Source organism: Arthrobacter sp. SW1 (assembly GCF_001766675.1).
Taxonomy (GTDB): Bacteria; Actinomycetota; Actinomycetes; order Actinomycetales; family Micrococcaceae; genus Arthrobacter.
On sequence record NZ_MJLT01000001.1, the window covers coordinates 318902 to 339058 of the forward strand.

Annotated in this window: 17 protein-coding genes and 1 tRNA gene; 10 read left to right on the forward strand and 8 right to left on the reverse strand. The window is 67.9% G+C overall.

All coding sequences use genetic code 11. The annotated features are described in order from the left end of the window. Positions 1-20: 20 nt before the first annotated feature. From thrC to argS, 4 genes are read right to left on the reverse strand one after another with little or no spacing between them, the layout of a single operon-like run. On the reverse strand, positions 21-1127 hold the full coding sequence (gene thrC, locus BIU82_RS01550; RefSeq protein WP_070347684.1) for a threonine synthase: 1107 nt from the start codon (positions 1125-1127) through the stop codon (positions 21-23). Then, positions 1128-2444, reverse strand: a complete 1317-nt coding sequence (locus tag BIU82_RS01555; RefSeq protein WP_070347685.1) for a homoserine dehydrogenase — start codon at positions 2442-2444, stop codon at positions 1128-1130. Next, complete coding sequence (gene lysA / locus BIU82_RS01560) at positions 2437-3909, reverse strand: diaminopimelate decarboxylase (protein ID WP_070347686.1); 1473 nt, start codon at positions 3907-3909, stop codon at positions 2437-2439. Before lysA ends, BIU82_RS01555 begins: the two co-directional genes overlap by 8 nt. A gap of 4 nt (positions 3910-3913) precedes the next feature. After that, on the reverse strand, positions 3914-5578 hold the full coding sequence (argS, locus tag BIU82_RS01565) for an arginine--tRNA ligase (RefSeq protein ID WP_070347687.1): 1665 nt from the start codon (positions 5576-5578) through the stop codon (positions 3914-3916). Between the two features lie 182 nt (positions 5579-5760). Between argS and BIU82_RS01570 the strand changes: the two genes are divergently transcribed. The 6 genes from BIU82_RS01570 (at position 5761) to BIU82_RS01595 (ending at position 10380) form a co-directional block, all read left to right on the forward strand. After that, positions 5761-6237: a hypothetical protein gene (locus BIU82_RS01570; RefSeq protein WP_070347688.1), complete on the forward strand. Its 477-nt coding sequence runs from the start codon at positions 5761-5763 to the stop codon at positions 6235-6237. A 5-nt stretch (positions 6238-6242) separates the two neighbouring features. Then, entirely contained in the window at positions 6243-7115 is an 873-nt protein-coding gene (locus BIU82_RS01575) for an FAD:protein FMN transferase (protein ID WP_070347689.1), read from the forward strand. Positions 7116-7127: 12 nt separating this feature from the next. Beyond that, positions 7128-8660 (forward strand): oxidoreductase, encoded by a 1533-nt coding sequence (locus BIU82_RS01580; protein ID WP_070347690.1) that lies wholly within the window; start codon positions 7128-7130, stop codon positions 8658-8660. Between the two features lie 118 nt (positions 8661-8778). Next, positions 8779-8854: transfer RNA gene (locus BIU82_RS01585), tRNA-Arg, on the forward strand. A 152-nt stretch (positions 8855-9006) separates the two neighbouring features. Further along, the gene (locus BIU82_RS01590) at positions 9007-10050 is read left to right on the forward strand and encodes a M4 family metallopeptidase (protein WP_253182636.1); all 1044 of its coding nucleotides are present in this window, start codon (positions 9007-9009) and stop codon (positions 10048-10050) included. 39 nt (positions 10051-10089) lie between these two features. Beyond that, a complete protein-coding gene (locus tag BIU82_RS01595) occupies positions 10090-10380 on the forward strand; it encodes a protealysin inhibitor emfourin (protein WP_070347691.1) in 291 nt (96 codons plus the stop codon). A gap of 5 nt (positions 10381-10385) precedes the next feature. Here BIU82_RS01595 and BIU82_RS01600 read toward each other — a convergent pair whose 3' ends face one another. Next, positions 10386-11354, reverse strand: a complete 969-nt coding sequence (locus BIU82_RS01600) for a helix-turn-helix domain-containing protein (protein WP_070347692.1) — start codon at positions 11352-11354, stop codon at positions 10386-10388. An 81-nt stretch (positions 11355-11435) separates the two neighbouring features. Here BIU82_RS01600 and BIU82_RS19800 point away from each other — a divergent pair, with 81 nt between their 5' ends. From BIU82_RS19800 to BIU82_RS01615, 4 genes are all read left to right on the forward strand, one after another. Beyond that, positions 11436-11606 (forward strand): hypothetical protein, encoded by a 171-nt coding sequence (locus BIU82_RS19800; RefSeq protein WP_171906468.1) that lies wholly within the window; start codon positions 11436-11438, stop codon positions 11604-11606. A 30-nt stretch (positions 11607-11636) separates the two neighbouring features. Then, entirely contained in the window at positions 11637-12620 is a 984-nt protein-coding gene (locus BIU82_RS01605) for a YafY family protein (RefSeq protein ID WP_070347693.1), read from the forward strand. Positions 12621-12651: 31 nt separating this feature from the next. Next, the gene (gene hrpA, locus BIU82_RS01610) at positions 12652-16632 is read left to right on the forward strand and encodes an ATP-dependent RNA helicase HrpA (RefSeq protein ID WP_070347694.1); all 3981 of its coding nucleotides are present in this window, start codon (positions 12652-12654) and stop codon (positions 16630-16632) included. A 66-nt stretch (positions 16633-16698) separates the two neighbouring features. Next, a complete protein-coding gene (locus BIU82_RS01615) occupies positions 16699-17691 on the forward strand; it encodes a beta-ketoacyl-ACP synthase III (RefSeq protein ID WP_070347695.1) in 993 nt (330 codons plus the stop codon). An 11-nt stretch (positions 17692-17702) separates the two neighbouring features. Here BIU82_RS01615 and BIU82_RS01620 read toward each other — a convergent pair whose 3' ends face one another. Genes BIU82_RS01620 through BIU82_RS01630 form a run of 3 tightly spaced genes read right to left on the reverse strand, consistent with a single transcriptional unit; the run spans position 17703 to position 20121 of the window. After that, positions 17703-18131: an HIT family protein gene (locus BIU82_RS01620; protein WP_070347696.1), complete on the reverse strand. Its 429-nt coding sequence runs from the start codon at positions 18129-18131 to the stop codon at positions 17703-17705. Next, positions 18128-19270, reverse strand: coding sequence for an NAD(P)-dependent alcohol dehydrogenase (locus BIU82_RS01625; RefSeq protein WP_070347697.1), 1143 nt, complete (start codon positions 19268-19270; stop codon positions 18128-18130). The genes BIU82_RS01620 and BIU82_RS01625 overlap by 4 nt, the downstream gene beginning before the upstream one ends. Beyond that, complete coding sequence (locus BIU82_RS01630; protein ID WP_070347698.1) at positions 19267-20121, reverse strand: sulfurtransferase; 855 nt, start codon at positions 20119-20121, stop codon at positions 19267-19269. Before BIU82_RS01630 ends, BIU82_RS01625 begins: the two co-directional genes overlap by 4 nt. Between the last annotated feature and the right edge of the window lie 36 nt (positions 20122-20157).

The window sequence follows — 20157 nt, forward strand, 5'->3', positions numbered from 1 at the left end:
TCTTGTGGAGCGGCCGGAGGCTAGTTGGCTTCCAGGCCCAGTTCCTTGGCCACGGTGACGACGTCGTTCGGCACCTTGACGGGCTGCACATCGCTGCCGTCTTCGGTCCGGAGGGCCCACTGCGGGTCCTTCAGGCCGTGGCCGGTGACCGTGATGACGATCGTCTTGCCGGACGGGACCTGGCCGGCGGCGTGCTTCTTGATCAGGCCTGCGACGCCGGCGGCGGAGCCGGGCTCGACGAAGACGCCTTCCTTGGAGGACAGCCAGCGGTGCGCGGCGAGGATTTCCTCGTCCGTCACGGCTTCGATGAGGCCGCCGGACTCGTCACGGGCGGCGACGGCGGTGTCCCAGGATGCCGGGTTGCCGATGCGGATGGCCGTGGCGATGGTGTCCGGTTCGGTGATCGGGTGGCCGGCAACGAACGGTGCGGCGCCGGCTGCCTGGAAGCCCCACATGGCCGGGGTCTTGGTGGAGACGGCCGGCAGGGTACCCGCGGTGCCGGACTCGAACGGTGCCGAGTACTCCTTGTAGCCCTTCCAGTAGGCGCTGATGTTGCCTGCGTTGCCGACGGGCAGCACGTGGATGTCCGGGGCGTCGCCCAGGGCGTCGACCACTTCGAAGGCACCGGTCTTCTGGCCCTGGATACGGGCAGGGTTGACCGAGTTCACCAGGAACACGGGGTAGGACTCGCCGAGCTTACGGGCAATGTCCAGGCAGTTGTCGAAGTTGCCGTCCACCTGCAGGAGCGTGGCGCCGTGGGCGATCGCCTGGCTGAGCTTGCCCATGGAGATCTTGCCTTCGGGAACCAGCACGGCACACTTGAGGCCGGCGGCGGTGGCGTAGGCCGCGGCAGATGCCGAGGTGTTGCCGGTGGAGGCGCACACGACGGCCTGGGCCCCGGCTTCGACGGCCGCAGTCATGGCCATGGTCATGCCGCGGTCCTTGAAGGAACCGGTGGGGTTCATGCCTTCGACCTTGAGGTACACCTGGGATCCGGTGAGCTCGGAGAGCTTCTGCGCGTGCACCAGCGGAGTGCCGCCCTCGCCGAGGGTAATGACCTTGGTGGCTTCCGTTACCGGCAGACGATCAGCGTATTCGCGGATTACCCCGCGCCATTGGTGAGCCACTTAGACCCCTTCTACCCGCAGTACGGATGTGACGGAATTGATGACGTCCAGGCCCTTGACGGCCTCGACGGTTGCCGCGAGTGCGGCTTCGGATGCACGGTGCGTGACGATCTTGAGTTCGGCCGATTCGACGTTCGAGGCGGCGTCCCGGTGGATGGTCTGGCGCATGATCTCGATGGACACGCCGTTCTCCGCGAAGATGTGGGCGATCCGGGCCAGCACGCCGGCCTGGTCGGCGACGTCGAGGCCGATGTAGTAACTGGTCTCGGAGGCTTCCACGGGCAGGGCCGGGACGTGGCCAGTGGTGGTTTCCGTGCGGCCGGGGCCGCCGAGGACCACGCGACGCGCGGCGGAGACGAGGTCGCCGAGGACCGCGGAGGCGGTCGGGGTACCGCCCGCGCCCTGGCCGTAGAACATCAGTTCGCCGGCGTTTTCGGCTTCGACGAACACGGCGTTGAAGGCGCCGCGGACGGCAGCCAGCGGGTGCTCGCGCGGCAGCAGGGTGGGGTGCACGCGCACCGAAACGCCCTCTCCGCCGTCGGGGTCGACGATCTTCTCGGCAATCGCGAGCAGCTTGATGACAAAGCCGGCTTCCTTCGCGGACGCGATGTCCGCAGCGGTGACCTTGGTGATGCCTTCGCAGTGCACGTCTTCCAGCGCGAAACGCGTGTGGAAGGACAGCGAGGCGAGGATGGCTGCCTTGGCGGCGGCGTCATGGCCTTCGACGTCGGCAGTGGGGTCCGCTTCGGCGTAGCCGAGGCGCTGCGCTTCGGCCAGGGCGTCGGCGAACTGGGCGCCGGTGGTGTCCATCTGGTCGAGGATGAAGTTGGTGGTGCCGTTGACGATGCCGAGCACGCGGGTGATGCGGTCGCCGGAGAGGCTGTCGCGGATGGGGCGCAGGATCGGGATGGCACCGGCGACGGCGGCCTCGTAGGAAAGCTGGACGCCGGCTTTGTCCGCTGCTTCGTAGAGGGCGGGGCCGTCCTGTGCCAGCAGCGCCTTGTTGCCGGTGACGACGCAGGCGCCGTTTTCGATGGCGGTGAGGATCAGGGAGCGCGCCGGTTCGATGCCGCCGAGCAGCTCGATGACGAGGTCGGCTTCCTTGACCAGGGTGTCGGCGTCGGTGGTGAAAAGTTCCCGGGGAAGCTCGACGTCGCGCTTGGCGTCAAGGTTGCGCACGGCGATCCCGGAGAGCTCCAGGCGGGCACCGCTGCGGGCGGCCAGGGCCTCGGCGTCGTCAATGAGAATCCGCGCCACCTGTGCCCCGACGTTGCCACAGCCCAGCAGGGCCACTTTCAAGGTGCGCACTTCAGACATTCGCCACTCCCATGTCACGGTTCAACAGGTCTTCTTCGGTTTCCCCGCGGACAATCCACCGGGCTGCTCCGCCGCGCACAGCGACGACGCCCGGCCGGGCCAGGTAGTTGTAATTGCTGGAAAGGGCCCAGCAGTAGGCGCCGGTACCCGGTACTGCGAGCAAATCACCGGCTGCCACATCCGCGGGCAGATATACATCTCTAACAACTATGTCGCCGCTCTCGCAATGTTTGCCCACTACTCGGGACAGCTGCGGTTCGGCAAGGGATGTCCGGGAGGCGAGCACGGCCGAATAATCCGCGTCGTAGAGCACCGGACGGGCGTTGTCGCTCATGCCGCCGTCGACCGACACATAGCGGCGCGGGAACGTAACGTTCTCTGCGCCTCCGGCACCGGCAAGCGCGCCCTCCGGGGCGTCGACGCGGACGGTCTTGAGGGTGCCCACCTCGTACAGGGTGAAGGTGCTGCTGCCGACGATCGCGCGGCCGGGTTCGATCGAGATACGCGGGGCCTTGATGCCCAGTTCCGCGCAGCTGGAACGCACGACGGCGGCCATCGCCTGCGCGATCTCGGCCGCGGGGCGGGGGGTGTCCACCGGGGTGTAGGCAATGCCGTAGCCACCGCCGAGGTCGAGCTCGGGCAGGGTGATCGAGTACTTCGCCTGCATGGCTGCAAGGAAGCCCAGCAGCTTTTCGGCGGCCAGGGCAAAGCCTTCGGGTTCGAAGATCTGCGAGCCGATGTGGCAGTGCAGGCCGAGCAGTTCCACGCTGTCGTAGGACGTGGCTGCGGCGACGGCTTCCTCCGCGGCGGAGAGGCCGGCCTGTTCGGTGGAGTCGCCGGCCATGGACAGGCCGAACTTCTGGTCTTCGTGCGCCGTGGCGATGAACTCGTGGGTGTGCGCGTGCACGCCGGGGGTCAGGCGCAGCATCACCTTGGCCACGTCGCCGCGGGCCGAGGCGATCTTGGCCACACGCTCGAGTTCGTCCAGGCTGTCCACGACGATCCGGCCGAGCTTCATGTCCAGGGCCCGGTTGATCTCGGCGTCGGACTTGTTGTTGCCGTGCAGGCCGAGGTTCGCGCCGTCGATCCCGGCGCGTGCGGCAACGGCGAGCTCGCCGCCGGAGCAGGTGTCCAGGCGCAGGCCCTCCTCGGCAACCCAGGACGCGACGGCGGTGCACAGGAAGGACTTGCCGGCGTAGTAGACATCCACTCCCCCGCAGATGTCCTCGAACGCGGCGTCGAAGGCGTCCTTGAAGGCGCGGGCGCGGGACCGGAAGTCGGTCTCGCTCATGACGAACAGCGGGCTGCCGAACTGTGCCTTGAGCTCGCTGACGGGGACGCCGTCAATGGCGAGCTCGCCGTCGTCGTTCCTCTCTACCCCGGCCGCCCACATGGGCGCGTGCAGGGCGTTGAGGTCCGCCGGAACGGCAAGCCATTCGGGGGCGAGGGGCGATGCTGCGGTCATGCGGTCACATCCGTTCCGGCGCGGACACGCCGAGCAGTTCGAGGCCGTTGGCAAGGACCTGGCTGGTGGCGTCGTTGAGCCACAGGCGGGTGCGGTTCACGTCGCGCACCGGGTCGTCGCCCTGCGGCGAGACACGGCAGGCGTCATACCAGCGGTGGTAGGCGCCGGCGATGACCTCCAGGTGGCGGGCCACCCGGTGCGGTTCGCGGAATTCCGCGGCCTTGGCAACGATCGACGGGTAGCTGCCCAGGTAGGACAGCAGCTCGTTTTCGGTGGCGTGGTCCAGCAGAGAGGCGTCGAAGGCGTCCTCGCCGTTGACCTGGCGTTCGACGCCGGCCTCCGCCGCATTGCGCGCGGTGCCGCGGGAGCGGGCGTGCGCGTACTGCACGTAGAACACCGGGTTCTCGTTGCTGTTCTTCTTCAGCAGCTCGGGGTCCAGGGTGAGCGGAGAATCAGCGGGGAAACGCGCCAGGGAGTAGCGCACGGCGTCCTTGCCGAGCCAGGAAATCAGGTCCTTGAGCTCGATGATGTTGCCGGCACGCTTGGAGAGCTTGGCACCGTTGACCGACACCAGCTGGCCGATGAGGACCTCGATGTTGGCTTCCGGATCGTCGCCCGCGCAGGCGGCAATGGCCTTGAGACGGTTGATGTAGCCGTGGTGGTCCGCACCCAGCAGGTAGATCTTCTCCGGGAAGCCGCGGTCCTTCTTGGACAGGTAATACGCGGCATCGGCGGCGAAGTAGGTGGGCTCGCCGTTGGCCCGGATCATCACCCGGTCCTTGTCGTCGCCGAAGTCGGTGGTGCGCAGCCACACGGCGCCGTCCTTGTCGAACACGTGGCCCTGTTCGCGCAGGCGCGCCACCGCGGATTCGATGGCGCCGTGGTCGTGCAGCTCCTTCTCGGAGAAGTACACGTCGAAGGACACACCGAAATCGGCGAGCGTGGTCTTGATGTCAGCCATCTGGGCCTCGTAGGCGGCCTGGCGGATGACCGGCAGCGCGGCTTCGTCCGTGAGTTCGCGGATGGCCGGGTGCGCCTTCAGGACCTCGTCGCCCAGTTCCACGATGTACTGGCCCGGGTAGCCGCCCTCCGGAACGTCGCGGCCGTGGAGCCGGGACAGCACGGAGTTGGCGAACACGTTCATCTGCGAGCCGGCGTCGTTGATGTAGTACTCGGCCGTGACGTCGGCACCGGAAGCGCGCAGCACACGGGCAATGGAATCACCCAGCGCGGCCCAGCGGGTGTGGCCGATGTGCAGCGGACCCGTCGGGTTGGCGGAAACGAATTCCATGTTGATGACGTGGCCTGCGAGCGCCTGGTTGCTTCCGTAGGAGCTGCCGGCTTCGACGATCACCTTGGCCAGGGCGCCGGCGGCGGCCGCGTCAACGGTGATGTTCAGGAAGCCGGGACCGGCGATGTCCACGGCGGTGACGCCGTCGATCTCCTTGAGCCGGGTGCTCAGGATTTCCGCGAAGGCCCGCGGGTTGGTGCCGGCCTTCTTGGCGAGCTGGAGGGCGATGTTCGTGGCCCAGTCACCGTGCTCCCGGTTCTTGGGTCGCTCCACGCGCACCTCATCCGGCAGATCGGATTCGGAAAGGGCAACGTCACCGGCGGCGACGGCATCTTTCAGGCAGGCGGATATGGCGGCGGAGAGTTCTTCGGGAGTCACCCGTCTAGCGTACCGTCGGGGCTTGCAAGTGGAGGAATTGCAACGGACCGGAACACAGCCTCCGCACAGCATTGCCTGCCGTTCGCGCACAGGGTGAACCAATACGCTGGTCTCAGCGTCAAAGGAATGAGTCCTTGGGACTGTCCTGTTTGCCGATTCCGCAGAACCGAAAAGAGCACACCATGACTTCGCCATTCCGCAAGACCCTCATCGCCGGCGTCGCCGGGCTGTCCCTCGCCGGAACCGTGGCGGCGTGCGCACCCGGCAGCCAAGCGCCGTCGGGTACCGCAGCGCCGTCGGGCACGTCCTCCGCCGCGGGCGGCAGTTCCAGCACCCCGGCCGCGCCGTCCTCCGCAGGCGGCGGAAGCTACAAAGACGGCAGTTACAGTGCGGACGGCACGTACACCTCACCCAACGGCACGGAAACCGTGGGCGTGCAGCTGACGCTGTCCGGCGGCACCGTGTCCGCCGTCGACATCACTGTGCATCCCTCGAACCCGAACACCCGCAAGTTCCAGGGCGAGTTCAAGGACGGCATCGCCGCGCAGGTCGTGGGCAAGAAGCTCGACGAGATCAACGTGTCCAAGGTGGCCGGCTCGTCGCTGACGAGCGGCGGCTTCAACCAGGCTGTGGAATCCATCAAGGCCCAGGCCAGGTAGCAGCCATGCCGCATCCGGGCTGGGACTCCTTCGCCTTCGAGGGCATCGGCACGGCCTGGGAGATTTCGACGCCGGAGCCGCTGGGGCCCGCTGTGCGCTCGCGTTTGCTGGATGTCGTGGCGGATTATGACGGCTGCTACTCGCGGTTCCGCACCGACTCGCTCGTGGCGCGGCTCGCGCGGGAAGCGGGGACCGTGGAGTTGCCGGCGGGCGCGGAGCAGTTGGAAGCCGTGTTCCGGACGCTGTACCGCCTGAGCGGCGGGACGATGAGCCCGCTCGTGGGCAGCAGCCTGGAGCAACTCGGCTACGGCGGGGACTACGCCCTGGTCCCCCGGGGCCCGGCTGCGGCGGCGCCCCGTTGGGAGGACGTGCTGGAATGGCGCGGCCGCACGCTGCGCACCGCCTCCCCCGTGGTGTTGGATATCGGCGCCGCCGGGAAAGGCCAGCTGGTGGACATGCTGGCCGGAGCCTTGCGGGCCGAAGGGGTCACGGAATACCTGGTGGACGGCAGCGGCGACATGCTGCATTCGGGCCCCGTCCCGCTGCGCGTCGGACTGGAGCACCCGTACGATCCCGCGCAGGCGATCGGCGTGGTCGGGCTCGGTTCACGGGCGCTGTGTGCTTCCGCTGCCAACCGGCGGTCCTGGGGCGACGGCCTGCACCATGTGCTGGATGCCGCCACCGGCCGGCCGGTGGACACGACCGTCGCCACCTGGACGATGGCGGATGACGCCCTCACGGCCGATGCCCTCGCCACGGCCCTGTTCCTCGTGGAGCCTGCCGTGCTGGAGGAAGAGTTCGACTTCGAGTGGCTCCGGGTGGCCTCGGACGGCAGGGCAAGCTTTTCGCAAGGCTTCGAAGGAACACTGTTCACATGACCGGGGTGCCACATGACCACAGTTGATCTCACCGCCAAGCAGAAGCTGGACACCTGGCTTGGCCGCTTCACCATGTACCGGCTGATCCTGTGGGTGCTGGCGGTGCTCGCTGCCTACAGCCTGGTGCTCGACGCCCTCGGCTGGCTGACCTTCGGGCCGGTGAACATGCTGGGCCATGCGGTGCTCTGCCTAGGCCTGGCGTACCTGTCCAACCGGCTGTTCGCGGCAGTGTTCCGGGTGCGCCCGCACTCGGAGTCCTCGCTGATCACCGGCCTGCTGCTGTTCTTCCTGTTCTGGCCCAGCGATCTGCTGCCCGCCGTCGCGTCGCCGGACCTCGCCGGGGTGGCGCTGGCCTGTGTCCTGGCGTCGGCGTCGAAGTACGTGCTGGCCGTCCGTGGCCGGCACATCTTCAATCCGGCCGCTGCCGGTGCCTTCATCGTCTCCTTCACGGGCCTGAACGTGGCCACATGGTGGGCCGCGACCCCGGCCATGCTGTGGCTGCTCGTGCCGGGCGTGCTGCTGGTCATGTACCGGACCCGGAAGGTGCTGATGGCAGGCGTTTTCCTCCTGGTTTCGGGCTCGATCGTGTTCGTCGAGCTCCTTCGCGCCGGGCTCCCTGCGGGTGCCGCCCTGTGGCAGCCGTTTGCGCAGCGGCCGTTGCTGTTCTTCGCGGGCTTCATGCTGACGGAGCCGCTCACGCTGCCACCCCGGCGCTGGCAGCAGCTGCTGCTCGCCGCCGTCGTCGGCGTGGTCTTCGCGGTGCCGTACAACCTGGGGTTCGTGGCGAATTCGCCCGAGCTGGCACTGCTGCTGGGCAACCTGCTGGCGTTCTTCGCCGGCCAGCGCGCCGGCATCCGGCTCGAGTTCACGGGCTCCCGTGCGCTGACGCCGAGCACCACTGAGCTCCGTTTCGCACCGCGCCGGCCTGTGCGGTTCCGGCCCGGGCAGTACATGGAGCTGGATCTGCCGCACTCCCCGTCCGACAGGAAGGGACGACGCCGGACCTTCAGCATGAGCAGCGCCCCGGGTTCGCAGGAGCTGACGTTCGGGGTGGGAACCGCGGCGCCGCTCTCCGCGGCCAAGACGGCGTTGCTGGCCTTGCGGCCGGGCGAACAATTGCGGGGAACCGCCGTGGGCGGAGACTTCGTGCTGCCGCGCGACGGCGGAACGCCGGTACTGCTGATCGCGGCCGGCATCGGGATCACGCCGTTCCTGTCGCAACTGGCGTCCGGCGCCGCCCGGGAGCGGGACATCGTGCTGCTGTACCTCGCCTCCGGGGCCGATGAGCTCGCGGGAGCCGATGTCCTGGAAGCGTCCGGCGCCCGGGTGATCGCCCGGCTCGCCGACGGTTCCGCTCCCCCGGACTTCATGCACGACGCCGGCCGGGTGCGGATCGACGGCGCCTCGCTGAAGGAGCTGGTTCCGGACATCGGCAGCCGCACGGTCTACGTTTCGGGTTCCCCCGCCCGGGTGGAATCCCTGCGGCGGGCGGCCCGCCAGGCGGGTGGACGGCGCGTACGGGTGGATGCCTTTGCCGGGTACTGATCCTGTCCTCCACCTGCGGCACACCGTGGTGGTCCCGGCATGCCGCGCCGGTTTTTCGTTGGGACGCGCTGACCTGCTAAGCTCATGGACGTCCCGGAAACGACCGGGAACCCCGGATGCCCTCGTAGCTCAGGGGATAGAGCGTCTGCCTCCGGAGCAGAAGGCCGTAGGTTCGAATCCTATCGAGGGCACCAGATCAAAAACCCCGCCGTTCCTTGGAACGGCGGGGTTTTTTGCTGCGCCGGAAGGCGGCCCGCCGGACATGCCGCGCCGCCCGGCCGCAAATTGTCCGAGCCCGCTCCTAAGCTGATTCGTACGTGCTCGATAGACGCAAAAGGGGTTTGCCATGATCTGCTCCATCGTTCCTCCGTACATGCTGCGCCGACTGGCCGCCCGGCCGGAGCCCCGGCTCCGGGCGATCGCCCGGGCTGCGAAGGAATCGTTGCTGCATATCAAGGGGCTGCAGGCGGCCCGCTCCCTTCCGGTGCCGGCCACCCCGCCCGGTGCGCGCCAGGTCAAGCCGGGGCCGCCCAAGCGCACCATTTTCGACGCCGGTTCCACCGAGACCCTGCCCGGCACCCAGGTCCGCAAGGAGGGCATGCCGCCCGTCGGGGACGCCGCGGCGGACGAAGCCTACGACGGCCTTGGCGATACGCACCGCTTGTACGCAGAGGTGTTCGAGCGGAATTCCATCGACGGCGCAGGCCTGAAGCTGGATGCCACGGTGCACTTCGGGCAGCTCTACGACAACGCTTTCTGGGACGGGCGCCAGATGGTGTTCGGCGATGGCGACGGCGAGATTTTCCAGCGCTTCACCAAATCGCTGAGCGTCATCGGGCATGAACTGGCCCACGGCGTCACCCAGTACACCGCAGGCTTCGCCTACCGGAACCAGGCCGGCGCGCTGAACGAATCCATGTCCGATGTGTTCGGCGCCTTGGTGGAGCAGTATGCGCGCCAACAGTCTGCCGCGGAAGCGAACTGGCTGATCGGCGAGGGCCTCTTCACCGACGCCGTGGAAGGCTCCGCCCTGCGCTCCCTGAAGGCACCAGGTACCGCCTACGACGACGACGTGCTGGGCAAGGATCCGCAGCCGGACTCCATGGACAGCTACGTCCGCACCACCGCGGACAACGGCGGCGTCCACATCAACTCCGGAATCCCCAACCGGGCCTTCTACGTGGTGGCCTCGGAACTGGGCGGCAACGCCTGGGAAGCGCCGGGGCAGATCTGGTACGGCGCACTGACCAGCGGCTCCCTCCCCGCCACCTGCACCTTCGGCAAATTCGCCCGGACCACCATCGCCACCGCGGAAGAGCTGTTCGGCAGCGGTTCCGCCGAGCATGACGCCGTCCTGAAGGCGTGGGAAACTGTGAAAGTCAAGGTCTGACCCTCAAGATCATCGGTGACGCATGAAAATCGGTGGGGCATGAAAATCACTGTCCGTCGCAGCGGAGGCATCGCCGCCATGACGCGCGTCTGGAGCGTCAACGCGGTATCCGACGACGAGAAGGAACGCTGGCTTCCCCTGGTGGAGGCCTGCCCGTGGGAGGAAGCCAAAGCCCTGTCCCGCAGCGCGAACCAGCCGGACCGTTTCATGTACTCCATCCGCGCAGGGCAGCACCGTGCCACCCTGCCGGACCGCGAGGTGACCGGCCCATGGGAAGAACTCGTGGAAAGCGCCAAGGCAGAAGGCGCCGAAAGCCGCGGCCGGCGCTGAGCCTGCTACCCCACTTCCGCCAGTTGGCCGCGGAACGCCCTCCGGTAGGACTGCGGGCTGGTGTCCAGGACCTTGGCGAAGTGGTGGCGCATGAGCACGGAATGGCCGAACCCGGCTTCCCGTGCCACTTCGTCAATGTTCAGGTCGCTGGTTTCCAGCAGTTCCTGTGCCCGCAGGACCCTTTGCGAATTGAGCCAGGCCGCCGGCGTCGCTCCCGTTTCGGCCCGGAAGCGCCGGGCAAAGGTCCGCGGCGACATGTGCAGCCGTTCGGCCAATTCGGCGACGCTGTGTTCCTGGTCCAGGTTCTCCACCATCCAGCGCAGCAGCGCTTCCATGGGTGCCGATCCACATTTCGGCATGGGCCGGTCGATGTACTGCGCTTGTCCGCCGTCGCGGTGCGGCGCCACCACCATGTCCCGTGCGATGGCGGCAGCGACCTTGGCGCCGAGTTCCACCCGGACCAGGTGCAGGCAGGCATCGATGCCGGACGCCGTGCCGGCGCTGGTGATGATGGCGCCGTCCTGCACGTAGAGGACATCCTCGTCCACCAGGACTGCGGGATAGCGGCTGGCGAGGTCCTGTGAGTAGTGCCAATGCGTAGTGCAACGCCGTCCGTCCAGGAGCCCTGCCCGGGCCAGGGCGTACGCGCCGGAGCAGATGGAGAGCACCCAGGCACCGCGGTCATGGGCGGCGCGGAGCGTCTCCAGGACCTCGTCAGGAACGTCGAGGTCGCGGCCATAGGGTGCCATGATCACCAGGTCGGCGTCGGCAGCGGCGTCCAGCCCCAGGGCTACGTGCATGGAGAGACCGGACTTCATGGGAACATCGCCGGGCACAGGGGTACACACCCGGAAGTCGAAGACCGGCACGCCGCTGCCGCGCTCCGAACGGTCGATGCCGAAGATCTCGAAGGCGGTCCCGAATTCGAAGATCGAGAAGCCCGGAACCACGATGATTGCCACTGATTTCAACATAGTTCCAGTGTGGCAGAAAATTATCTAAATGGGTCATTTCTGCCACTGTTTCTTGATAGGGCCCAGGCAGACGATGGAGGCATGGAAATCTTCGTAGCCTTCATCGTCATCATCGTCCTTCTGGCTGCCGCAGCCACCGTTTCCGCCGTCCTCAGCGACGGCCGGGGCCACCTTCCGCCGGTCCGTTCCGAGCGCGACTGGCGCGCCCTCGATCTTCCGAGCACCGCCTACTGGACGCTGCGCCTCCTCTGAAATCTAGCCTGCGCCGATAGGCTTTGCTCCATGATCCAAAGCTCCGCGCGCCTGCTGCAGTTGCTTTCCCTGCTGCAACTGCGGCGGGAATGGACCGGGCCGGCCCTGGCTGAACGCATGGGTGTCACGGAGCGGACCGTGCGGCGGGACATCGGAAAGCTCCGCACCCTCGGATATCCCATCCATGCCTCCCCCGGAATCGCCGGCGGCTACCAGCTCGGAGCCGGTGCGCAGCTGCCGCCCCTGCTGCTCGACGACAACGAAGCACTCGCGGTGGCCCTCGGCCTGAATTCCGTGGCGGCCGGGCCGGTGGCCGGCATCGGCGAGGCATCCGTCCGGGCCCTCGCCAAGCTGGAACAGGTGCTGCCCGCCAGGCTCCGCCCGCGTTTCGCCACCCTCAAGGCCGCCGTGACCACGTTGCCGAGCAACGCCGCCTCGGTGGATCCGCACCAGCTGACCGTTGTCTCTGCGGCCATTGCCGACCGGCGGCTGATCCGTTTCGACTACGCCAAGCCGGACGGCACCACCGACCGCCGCACGGCGGAGCCCTACCGCCTGGTGGACACAGGCCGGCGCTGGTACCTCGTGGCCTGGGACCTCGAACGCGGGGACTGGCGCACCTTCCGCGCGGACCGCATCGCCTCGCTTCCCTCCGCCACGAAGAAATTCGTTCCGCGCCCGCTCCCGGCGGAGGACCTCGCGGCGTACGTCCAGCGTTCGGTGACCCGTTCGCCCTACCGCTATGACGTCGTCGTGCGTTTGTTCGCGCCGATCGGCGAGGTGGCCGCCCTGGTCGGCCCGCAGCTGGCGACCTTGAGCGACGACGGCGGATCCGCCACGCTGCTGCACGCCGGCTGGGACAGCCTGGCCCAGCCTGCGGCGCACCTTGCGTCACTGGGCATGGAGTTCGAGATCATCTCGCCGCCGGAGTTCAAGGAGTACGCCGCAACGCTGGCGGAACGGCTGGCACGGTCCGCAGGAGTCCCCGCCGGGGCAGGGGCCACGCCGCAGTAGCTCCGGCACCGCAGTAGACTGGCTTGCAGCCATGACACTTCATATTTCCTATCCCGCCGAGCTGCCGGTTTCCGAGCGTCGCGAGGACATTATGGCGGCGATCGCCGCGAACCAGGTCACGATCATCGCGGGCGAGACCGGTTCGGGCAAGACCACCCAGATCCCCAAGATGTGCCTCGAACTGGGGCTCGGAGACAAGGGACTGATCGGCCATACCCAGCCGCGCCGCCTCGCCGCGCGCACGGTGGCCGAGCGCATCGCCCAGGAACTCGGCGTCGACATCGGCCAGGAGGTAGGCTTCCAGGTCCGCTTCACCGGCGAGGTCAGCAAGGACACCCGGATCAAACTGATGACGGACGGCATCCTGCTGGCCGAAATCCAGCGGGACAAGCTGCTGCGCAAATACAGCACGATCATCATCGACGAAGCCCATGAGCGCAGCCTCAACATCGACTTCATCCTGGGCTACCTCAAGCGGATCCTGCCGCAGCGTCCGGACCTGAAGGTGATCATCACCTCCGCCACGATCGACCCCGAGCGCTTCGCGAAGCATTTCGGCAGCGACGACGCCCCGGCTCCCATCATTGAAGTGTCCGGCCGCACCTACCCGGTGGAGATCCGGTACCGTCCGCTGTCCCAGCCCGCCGGCGGCCCGGCGGAGGGCGATGAGACGCCCGACGACGAACTCGAGGAAGACCGCGACCCGCTCGACGCGGTGTGCGACGCCGTCGACGAACTCGCGCTGGAGGCTCCCGGCGACATCCTCATCTTCTTCTCCGGCGAGCGCGAAATCCGCGACGCCGCCGAGGCGCTCAACGGCCGGATCCAGGCCAACCGCCGCCTGGCCGGCACCGAGGTCCTCCCCCTCTACGCGCGGCTGAGCCTGCAGGAGCAGCACCGCGTCTTCAACCCCGGCGGCAAGCGGCGGATCGTGCTGGCCACCAACGTTGCCGAAACCTCGCTCACCGTGCCCGGCATCAAGTACGTCATCGACACCGGCACGGCCCGTATCTCGCGCTATTCCCACCGGACCAAGGTGCAGCGGCTGCCGATCGAGCGCGTCTCGCAGGCATCAGCGAACCAGCGTTCGGGCCGTTGCGGCCGTGTCTCCGAAGGCATCGCGATCCGCCTGTACTCGGAAGAGGACTTCGAGTCGCGGCCGCAGTTCACCGATCCGGAGATCCTGCGCACCAACCTGGCCGCGGTCATCCTGCAGATGACCGCCATGGGTGTTGCCCGCGGGCCGAAGGATATCGAGGACTTCCCGTTCGTGGAGCCGCCGGAGTCGCGGGCCATCAACGACGGCGTCACCCTCCTGCGCGAGCTCGGCGCCTTGAAGTCTCCGCAGCAGGCGGCCCCACAGCATGGCGCCAAGCAGCGGGACGCGCGGGAACAGCGCGGCGGACTGACCGCCGTCGGGCATAAACTCGCCCAACTGCCGGTGGACCCGCGGCTGGGCCGCATGATCGTGGAAGCCGGCAAGCGCGGCTGCGTCAAGGAAGTCATGATCCTGGCGGCGGCACTGACCATCCAGGATCCCCGCGAGCGTCCCACGGACAAACAGCAGCAGGCTGCCGAGAAGCATGCCCGCTTCCGGGACGAGAACTCGGACTTCACCGGCTACCTGAACCTGTGGAACTACATCCAGGAGCAGCAGCGCGAGCTGTCCTCCACGCAGTTCCGCAGGCTCTGCCGGAACGACTTCATCAACTACCTGCGCGTGCGCGAATGGCAGGACCTGTTCCAGCAACTGCGGCAGCTGGCCAAGCCGCTGGGCATCACGATCGACAACAAGCGCGAGGCCGATCCCGTGGGCCTGCACGAGGGCATCCACATCAGCCTGCTCTCCGGCCTGCTGAGCCATATCGGCCTGCTGGACGAACGCAAGCGCGAGTACGCAGGTGCCCGGGGCAGCCGTTTCGCCATCTTCCCGGGATCGGCGCTGTTCAAGAAGTCCCCGGCCTTCGTGATGGCAGCCGAGCTGGTGGAAACCAGCCGGCTGTGGGCCCGGGTGGCCGCGAAGTTCGATCCGCTCTGGGTGGAGCAGGTGGCCCCGGACCTCGTGAAGCGTTCCTACAGCGAGCCGCACTGGTCCAGCCGCAACGGCGCCGTGATGGCACACGAAAAAGTCACCCTCTACGGCGTGCCGGTCATCCCCAACCGGCGGGTCAACTACGGTCGGATCGATCCGGAGCTGTCCCGCGAACTCTTCATCCGGCATGCCCTGGTGGAGGGTGAATGGCGCACCCACCACAAGTTCTTCCACCGCAACCGGGCGTTGCTGAACGAAGTCGAAGAGCTGGAAACCCGTATGCGCCGCCGGGACATCCTGGTGGATGACAACACCCTGTTCGATTTCTACGACGCCCGGATCGGCAAGGACGTGGTGTCCGAGCGGCACTTCGACAAGTGGTGGAAGGACGCCCGGCAGCAGGATCCCACGCTCTTGGACTTCGACCAGTCACTGCTGATCAGCGAAGACGCCGCGGAACTGGACGATTCGGCGTATCCGAAGACCTGGCTGCACAAGGGCTTCGAGCTGCCGCTGAGCTACGAATTCCATCCGGTGGCGCCGGGCTCGCCGCCCAATCCGTCCGACGGCGTCACCGCCGAGGTGCCGGTGCTGTTCCTCAACCAGCTCGACGACGGCGCGTTCCGCTGGCAGATTCCCGGCCAGCGCGTTGAGCTCATCACCGCCCTGATCAAGTCCCTGCCGAAGCAGATCCGGAAGAACTTCGTGCCCGCGCCCGATGTCGCGCGGCAGGCCGCCGCGGCGCTTGAGGCGGATTTCGACCCGGCCACGGACGAGCTGGAGCCTTCGCTGGAACTGGTGCTGCGCCGCCTGCGCGGGCACATCATCCCGCCGGGGTCCTGGAACTGGGAGGCCGTTCCCGCGCACCTGCGCGTCAGCTTCAAGGTGGTGGACAGCCGCGGCAAGGTCCTCGGCGAAGGCAAGGACCTCACGGCGCTGCAGGAGGAACTCGCCCCGGCCACGCGCCGGGCCATCGCCGAGTCCCTTGGCGCCACTCCGGCAACCACTGTGCGTGCAGGCAAGGGCAAGAAGGCGGCTGCCCCGGCCGGAGCCGCCGCCGGTGCTCCGTCGCCGGTGCCCACAAACGGTACCGGCCCGGCGTCGGGCATTGCGGAGAAGAGCGGCCTCAGCGAATGGAGCGTAGGCACCATCGAACGGCAGGTCAGCCGGACGGTGAACGGGCACCAGGTGACCGGCTTCCCTGCCCTGGTGGATGAAGGCAAGAGCGTGGCCCTGCGCGTCTTCCAGACCCGCGCCGAACAGGAATCCGCCATGCGCGGCGGCGTGATCCGGCTGCTGGCCCTGCGCGTCCCGCCACCGGACCGCTACGTCCTGGAGCACCTGAACAACACGGAGAAGCTCACCTTCAGCCAGAACCCGCACGGCTCGGTCAGCGCCTTGATCGCGGACTGCGCCCTTGCCGCCATCGACAAGCTGGTTCCCGCGGATCTGCCGTGGGACAAAGCCGCGTTCGATGCACTGTATGAGTCCGTGCGCGCCGAACTGATCGATACTGTGTTCACGGTGACGGCCATTGTCGAGCGGATCCTCGCCAGCAGCCGCCGGATCGAAAAGCAGCTCAAGGGAAGCACCAGCCTGAGCCTGATCACCGCGCTCAACGACATGAAGAGCCAGCTGGAACAACTCGTCTTCCCCGGTTTTGTAGCACAGACGGGCTACGCCCAGCTCAGCCAGCTGCCGCGCTACCTCGCGGCAATGGAGAAGCGCCTGGAAAAGCTGCCGAACAACGTGCAGCGGGATGCCCTGAACATGGCCACCGTCCAGGCATTGGAGGACGATTACGACGATGCCGTGGCGGCCCTCCTGCCCGGGCGCCGCGCCGGCACTGAATTAACCCGGGTGCGCTGGATGATCGAAGAGCTCCGGGTGAGCCTCTTCGCCGTCGAATTGGGCACGGCGTATTCCGTGTCGGAGAAGCGCATCCGTACGGCCCTGAGCCAGGCCCTCGCCCCGGCCTGAGCCGGCGCCAACCCCCAACACCCAGCGATACAGCCTGCCTGCGGGCTGCCCCTTGAAAGGACCAGGATGACCCTGCACCTTCCCGCACTGCCGAGCGGCCCGGCCGGTACCGAAATCCGCGGCCTCGGCCACGCCCAGCCGCTCCGGGTCATGGACAACTTCGAGCTTGAGAAGATCCTGGACACCAACGACGAATGGATCCGCCAGCGCACCGGCATCGTCACCCGCCACATCGCCGGCGAAGGCGAAACCGTGGCCACGCTCGCCACGGACGCGGCACGGATGGCACTGGCCGATTCAGGTGTGGCCGCGGAACAGATCGACCTGGTGGTAGTCGCCACCACCACCTCCCAGGAACGCTCCCCCAACACGGCGGGCCGGATCGCCCAGGCCCTGCAGCTTGGCGTGGACAGCCGCGGGCCGGGCGTCATCGAAATCAACACCGCCTGCTCGGGCTTCGAATACGCACTCGGCATCGCGGACCAGGCCATCCGGTCCGGCTCCGCCACGCACGCGATCGTGGCCGGGGCCGAAACGCTTTCCGCCGTCACGGACTGGACGGACCGCACCACGGCGGTGCTGGTCGCGGACGGCGCGGGTGCCGCCGTCGTCGGGCCTTCGGACGAACCGCGGATCGGACCGGTGGTGTGGGGATCCCGCACGGACATGGCCGATGCAGTGCTGATCGGCCCGCCGAACGGCAAGTTCGCCCAGAACGGCCGGGAGGTGCTGCGCTGGGGCCTGCTCGACGCCGTCGGCCACGCCCGCGACGCCGTGGAACGCGCCGGGCTCACGCTGGACGACATCGAGGTCCTGGTGGCGCACCAGGCGAACCTGCGCATCATCGAACCGCTCGCCAAGGGGCTTGGCCTCAGCGACAAGGTGGTGGTGACCGATGTGACCGAATCCGGCAACACCTCCGCGGCCAGCGTGCCTCTCGGCCTCAGCAAGTGGTGGCACTCCGGCCGCATCCCGTCCAACGTACCGGCGCTGCTGTTCGGCTTCGGCGGCGGCTTCACCTACGCCGGCATGGTGGCGATGACCCCCACACGCGGCTAGGCAGAGTCCTGTCAGGACGCCGGGACGAACTCCGCATGGCCGGCGTCACGCAGCGCCGTACGGATACGCTCGGCGTTGGCCTCAAGCTTCTCCGGGTCCGGATTCTGGTCCACAGCGCCGAAGTCGTAATCGGCCATCGAGTTGGAGGGCCAGACGTGGACGTGCAGGTGGTCCACTTCGTAGCCGGCCACGAGCAGTCCCGCCCGGGCGGACGCGAATTCATCAACCAGCGCCTTGCCGATGGTCTGGGCCACCGCGGTCACCTTGCCCATGACCTCGGCCGGCGCGTCGGTCCAGCGGTCCACTTCCAGGCGCGGAACCACCAGGGTGTGGCCATCGGCCAGCGGTGCGATGCTCAGGAATGCGACCACGTCCTCGTCCTTCCAGACGAAGCGGCCGGGGATGTCTCCGTTGATGATCTTGGTGAAGAGGGTGCTCATGCGTCTGCCTTTTCGGACGGGGTGTGCAGGGTCTTGGTGTCGAGGACAAAGCGGTATTTGACGTCGCCGGCGACCATCCGGTCGTAGGCTTCGTTGAGTTCTCCGGCGCCGACGGTTTCGATGTCGCAGGCCACGCCGTGTCCGGCGCAGAAATCCAGCATCTCCTGGGTTTCGGCAATGCCGCCGATCAGTGAGCCGGAATAGGCCAGACGGCGGCGGATCAGCAGGCCGGGATTGACCGGTGGCATTCCTTCCGGGGGCAGGCCGAGCTGGAACAGGGCTCCGCCCAGGCGGAGTGTCCGCAGGTACGGATTGAGGTCGTGGGAGGCGGCCACGGTATCGATGATGACGTCGATCGTCCCCTTGGCCCCGTCCATGGCCTCAGCGTCCCGTGACAGGACCACGCGGTCCGCCCCGAGCGAGCGGGCGGCGTCGGCCTTGCCTTCGGAGGTAGTGAAGACGACCACCTCCGCGCCCATCGCCTTCGCGATCTTGACCGCCATGTGGCCGAGTCCGCCGAGGCCCACGACGCCCACGACGTCCCCGGACTCCACGTCGAAGTACCGCAGGGGCGAAAACGTGGTGATTCCGGCACACAACAACGGCGCCGCGGCCGCAGGATCCAGGCCCTCGGGGATGCGCAGGACAAAGCGGCGGTCCACCACGATGCTCCCCGCGTAGCCGCCCTGGGTGACGGCCCCGCCGTTGCGCGGATCCTTCGCCCCGTACGTGCCCACGTTGCCGCGCTCGCAGTACTGTTCCAGGCCTTCGAGGCAGCTTTCGCACTCGCGGCAGGAATCCACCAGGCAGCCGACGCCCACCAGGTCACCGACGCTGAAGTCCGCCACCGCGGAGCCGAGCCGGCTCACCCGGCCCACGATCTCGTGCCCCGGCACCAGCGGGTATGGCCGGCTCCCCCACTCGCCGCGGGTGGCGTGCACATCCGAATGGCAGAGCCCGCAGAATTCAATGTCGATTTCGACGTCGTCCGCTTTCGGCGCGCGCCGCGCGATGGTCAGCGGGACCAGGCCGCTGTCCGCGGAGACGGCGCCCATGGCTGCGGTGAGCGTGCCGCCGGGTTCGGCGGCGGGGGTCAGAACCTTGCCGAGCGGCGGCGGTACGGGGCGTCCGGGCGTCATGCTCCGACGCTACCACCGGGTGCGGCACCGACGGCCACCTCGTTCGAGGCCTCCGAGGACCACTGCGAGAAGGACCCCGGATACAAGGCGGCCCGTATGCCCGCCACCTCCAGCGCCGCGATCTGGTGTGCTGCTGTCACGCCGGAGCCGCAATAGACCGCGACGGCGGTGCCGCCGTCGATTCCGAGCCCGGCGAAGCGGGCCCGCAGTTGCTCCGGGTCCAGGAAGCGGCCGTCCTGCGCCAGGTTCTCCCCGGTCGGCGCGCTGAGCGCACCGGGAATGTGGCCGGCGCGGGGGTCGATGGGCTCGATCTCGCCGCGGTACCGTTCACCGGCCCGGGCGTCGAGCAGGATGCCCTGCGCGGGCCAGGCAGCCGCTCCGGCCATGTCGATGCCGGGCATCCGGCCACGGGCCAAGGTGACGTTACCTTCGGAGACCGGCTGTTCCCCTTCCATGACGGAAAAGCCGGCTGCGCGCCAGGCTGCCAGGCCGCCGTCGAGCAGGTACACGGACTCCAGGCCGGCATCGCGAAGCAGCCACCAGGCACGGGCGGAAGCGGTGCTGCCGTTGTCGTCGTAGGCCACCACGGTGTCGCCGTCGTTGATGCCCCAGGCACGCGCGCTGCGCTGCAGGGCCTCCACGGAAGGCAAGGGATGGCGGCCTTCGCCTTCCACGGAGGGATCGGCCAGCTCATGGTGGAGGTCGACGTACACCGCGCCGGGAAGATGGCCGGCGAGGTAATGCTCATGCCCATGGGGATCGCCGAGGACCCAGCGGACGTCCAGCAGCACAGTGCGCGCACCGGAATCCATCCGTTCCTTGAGGGTGGCGACATCCATCAGCGTGCCCATTCACAACTCCTTCGTTCCCTGGCCAGTCAGACTGGT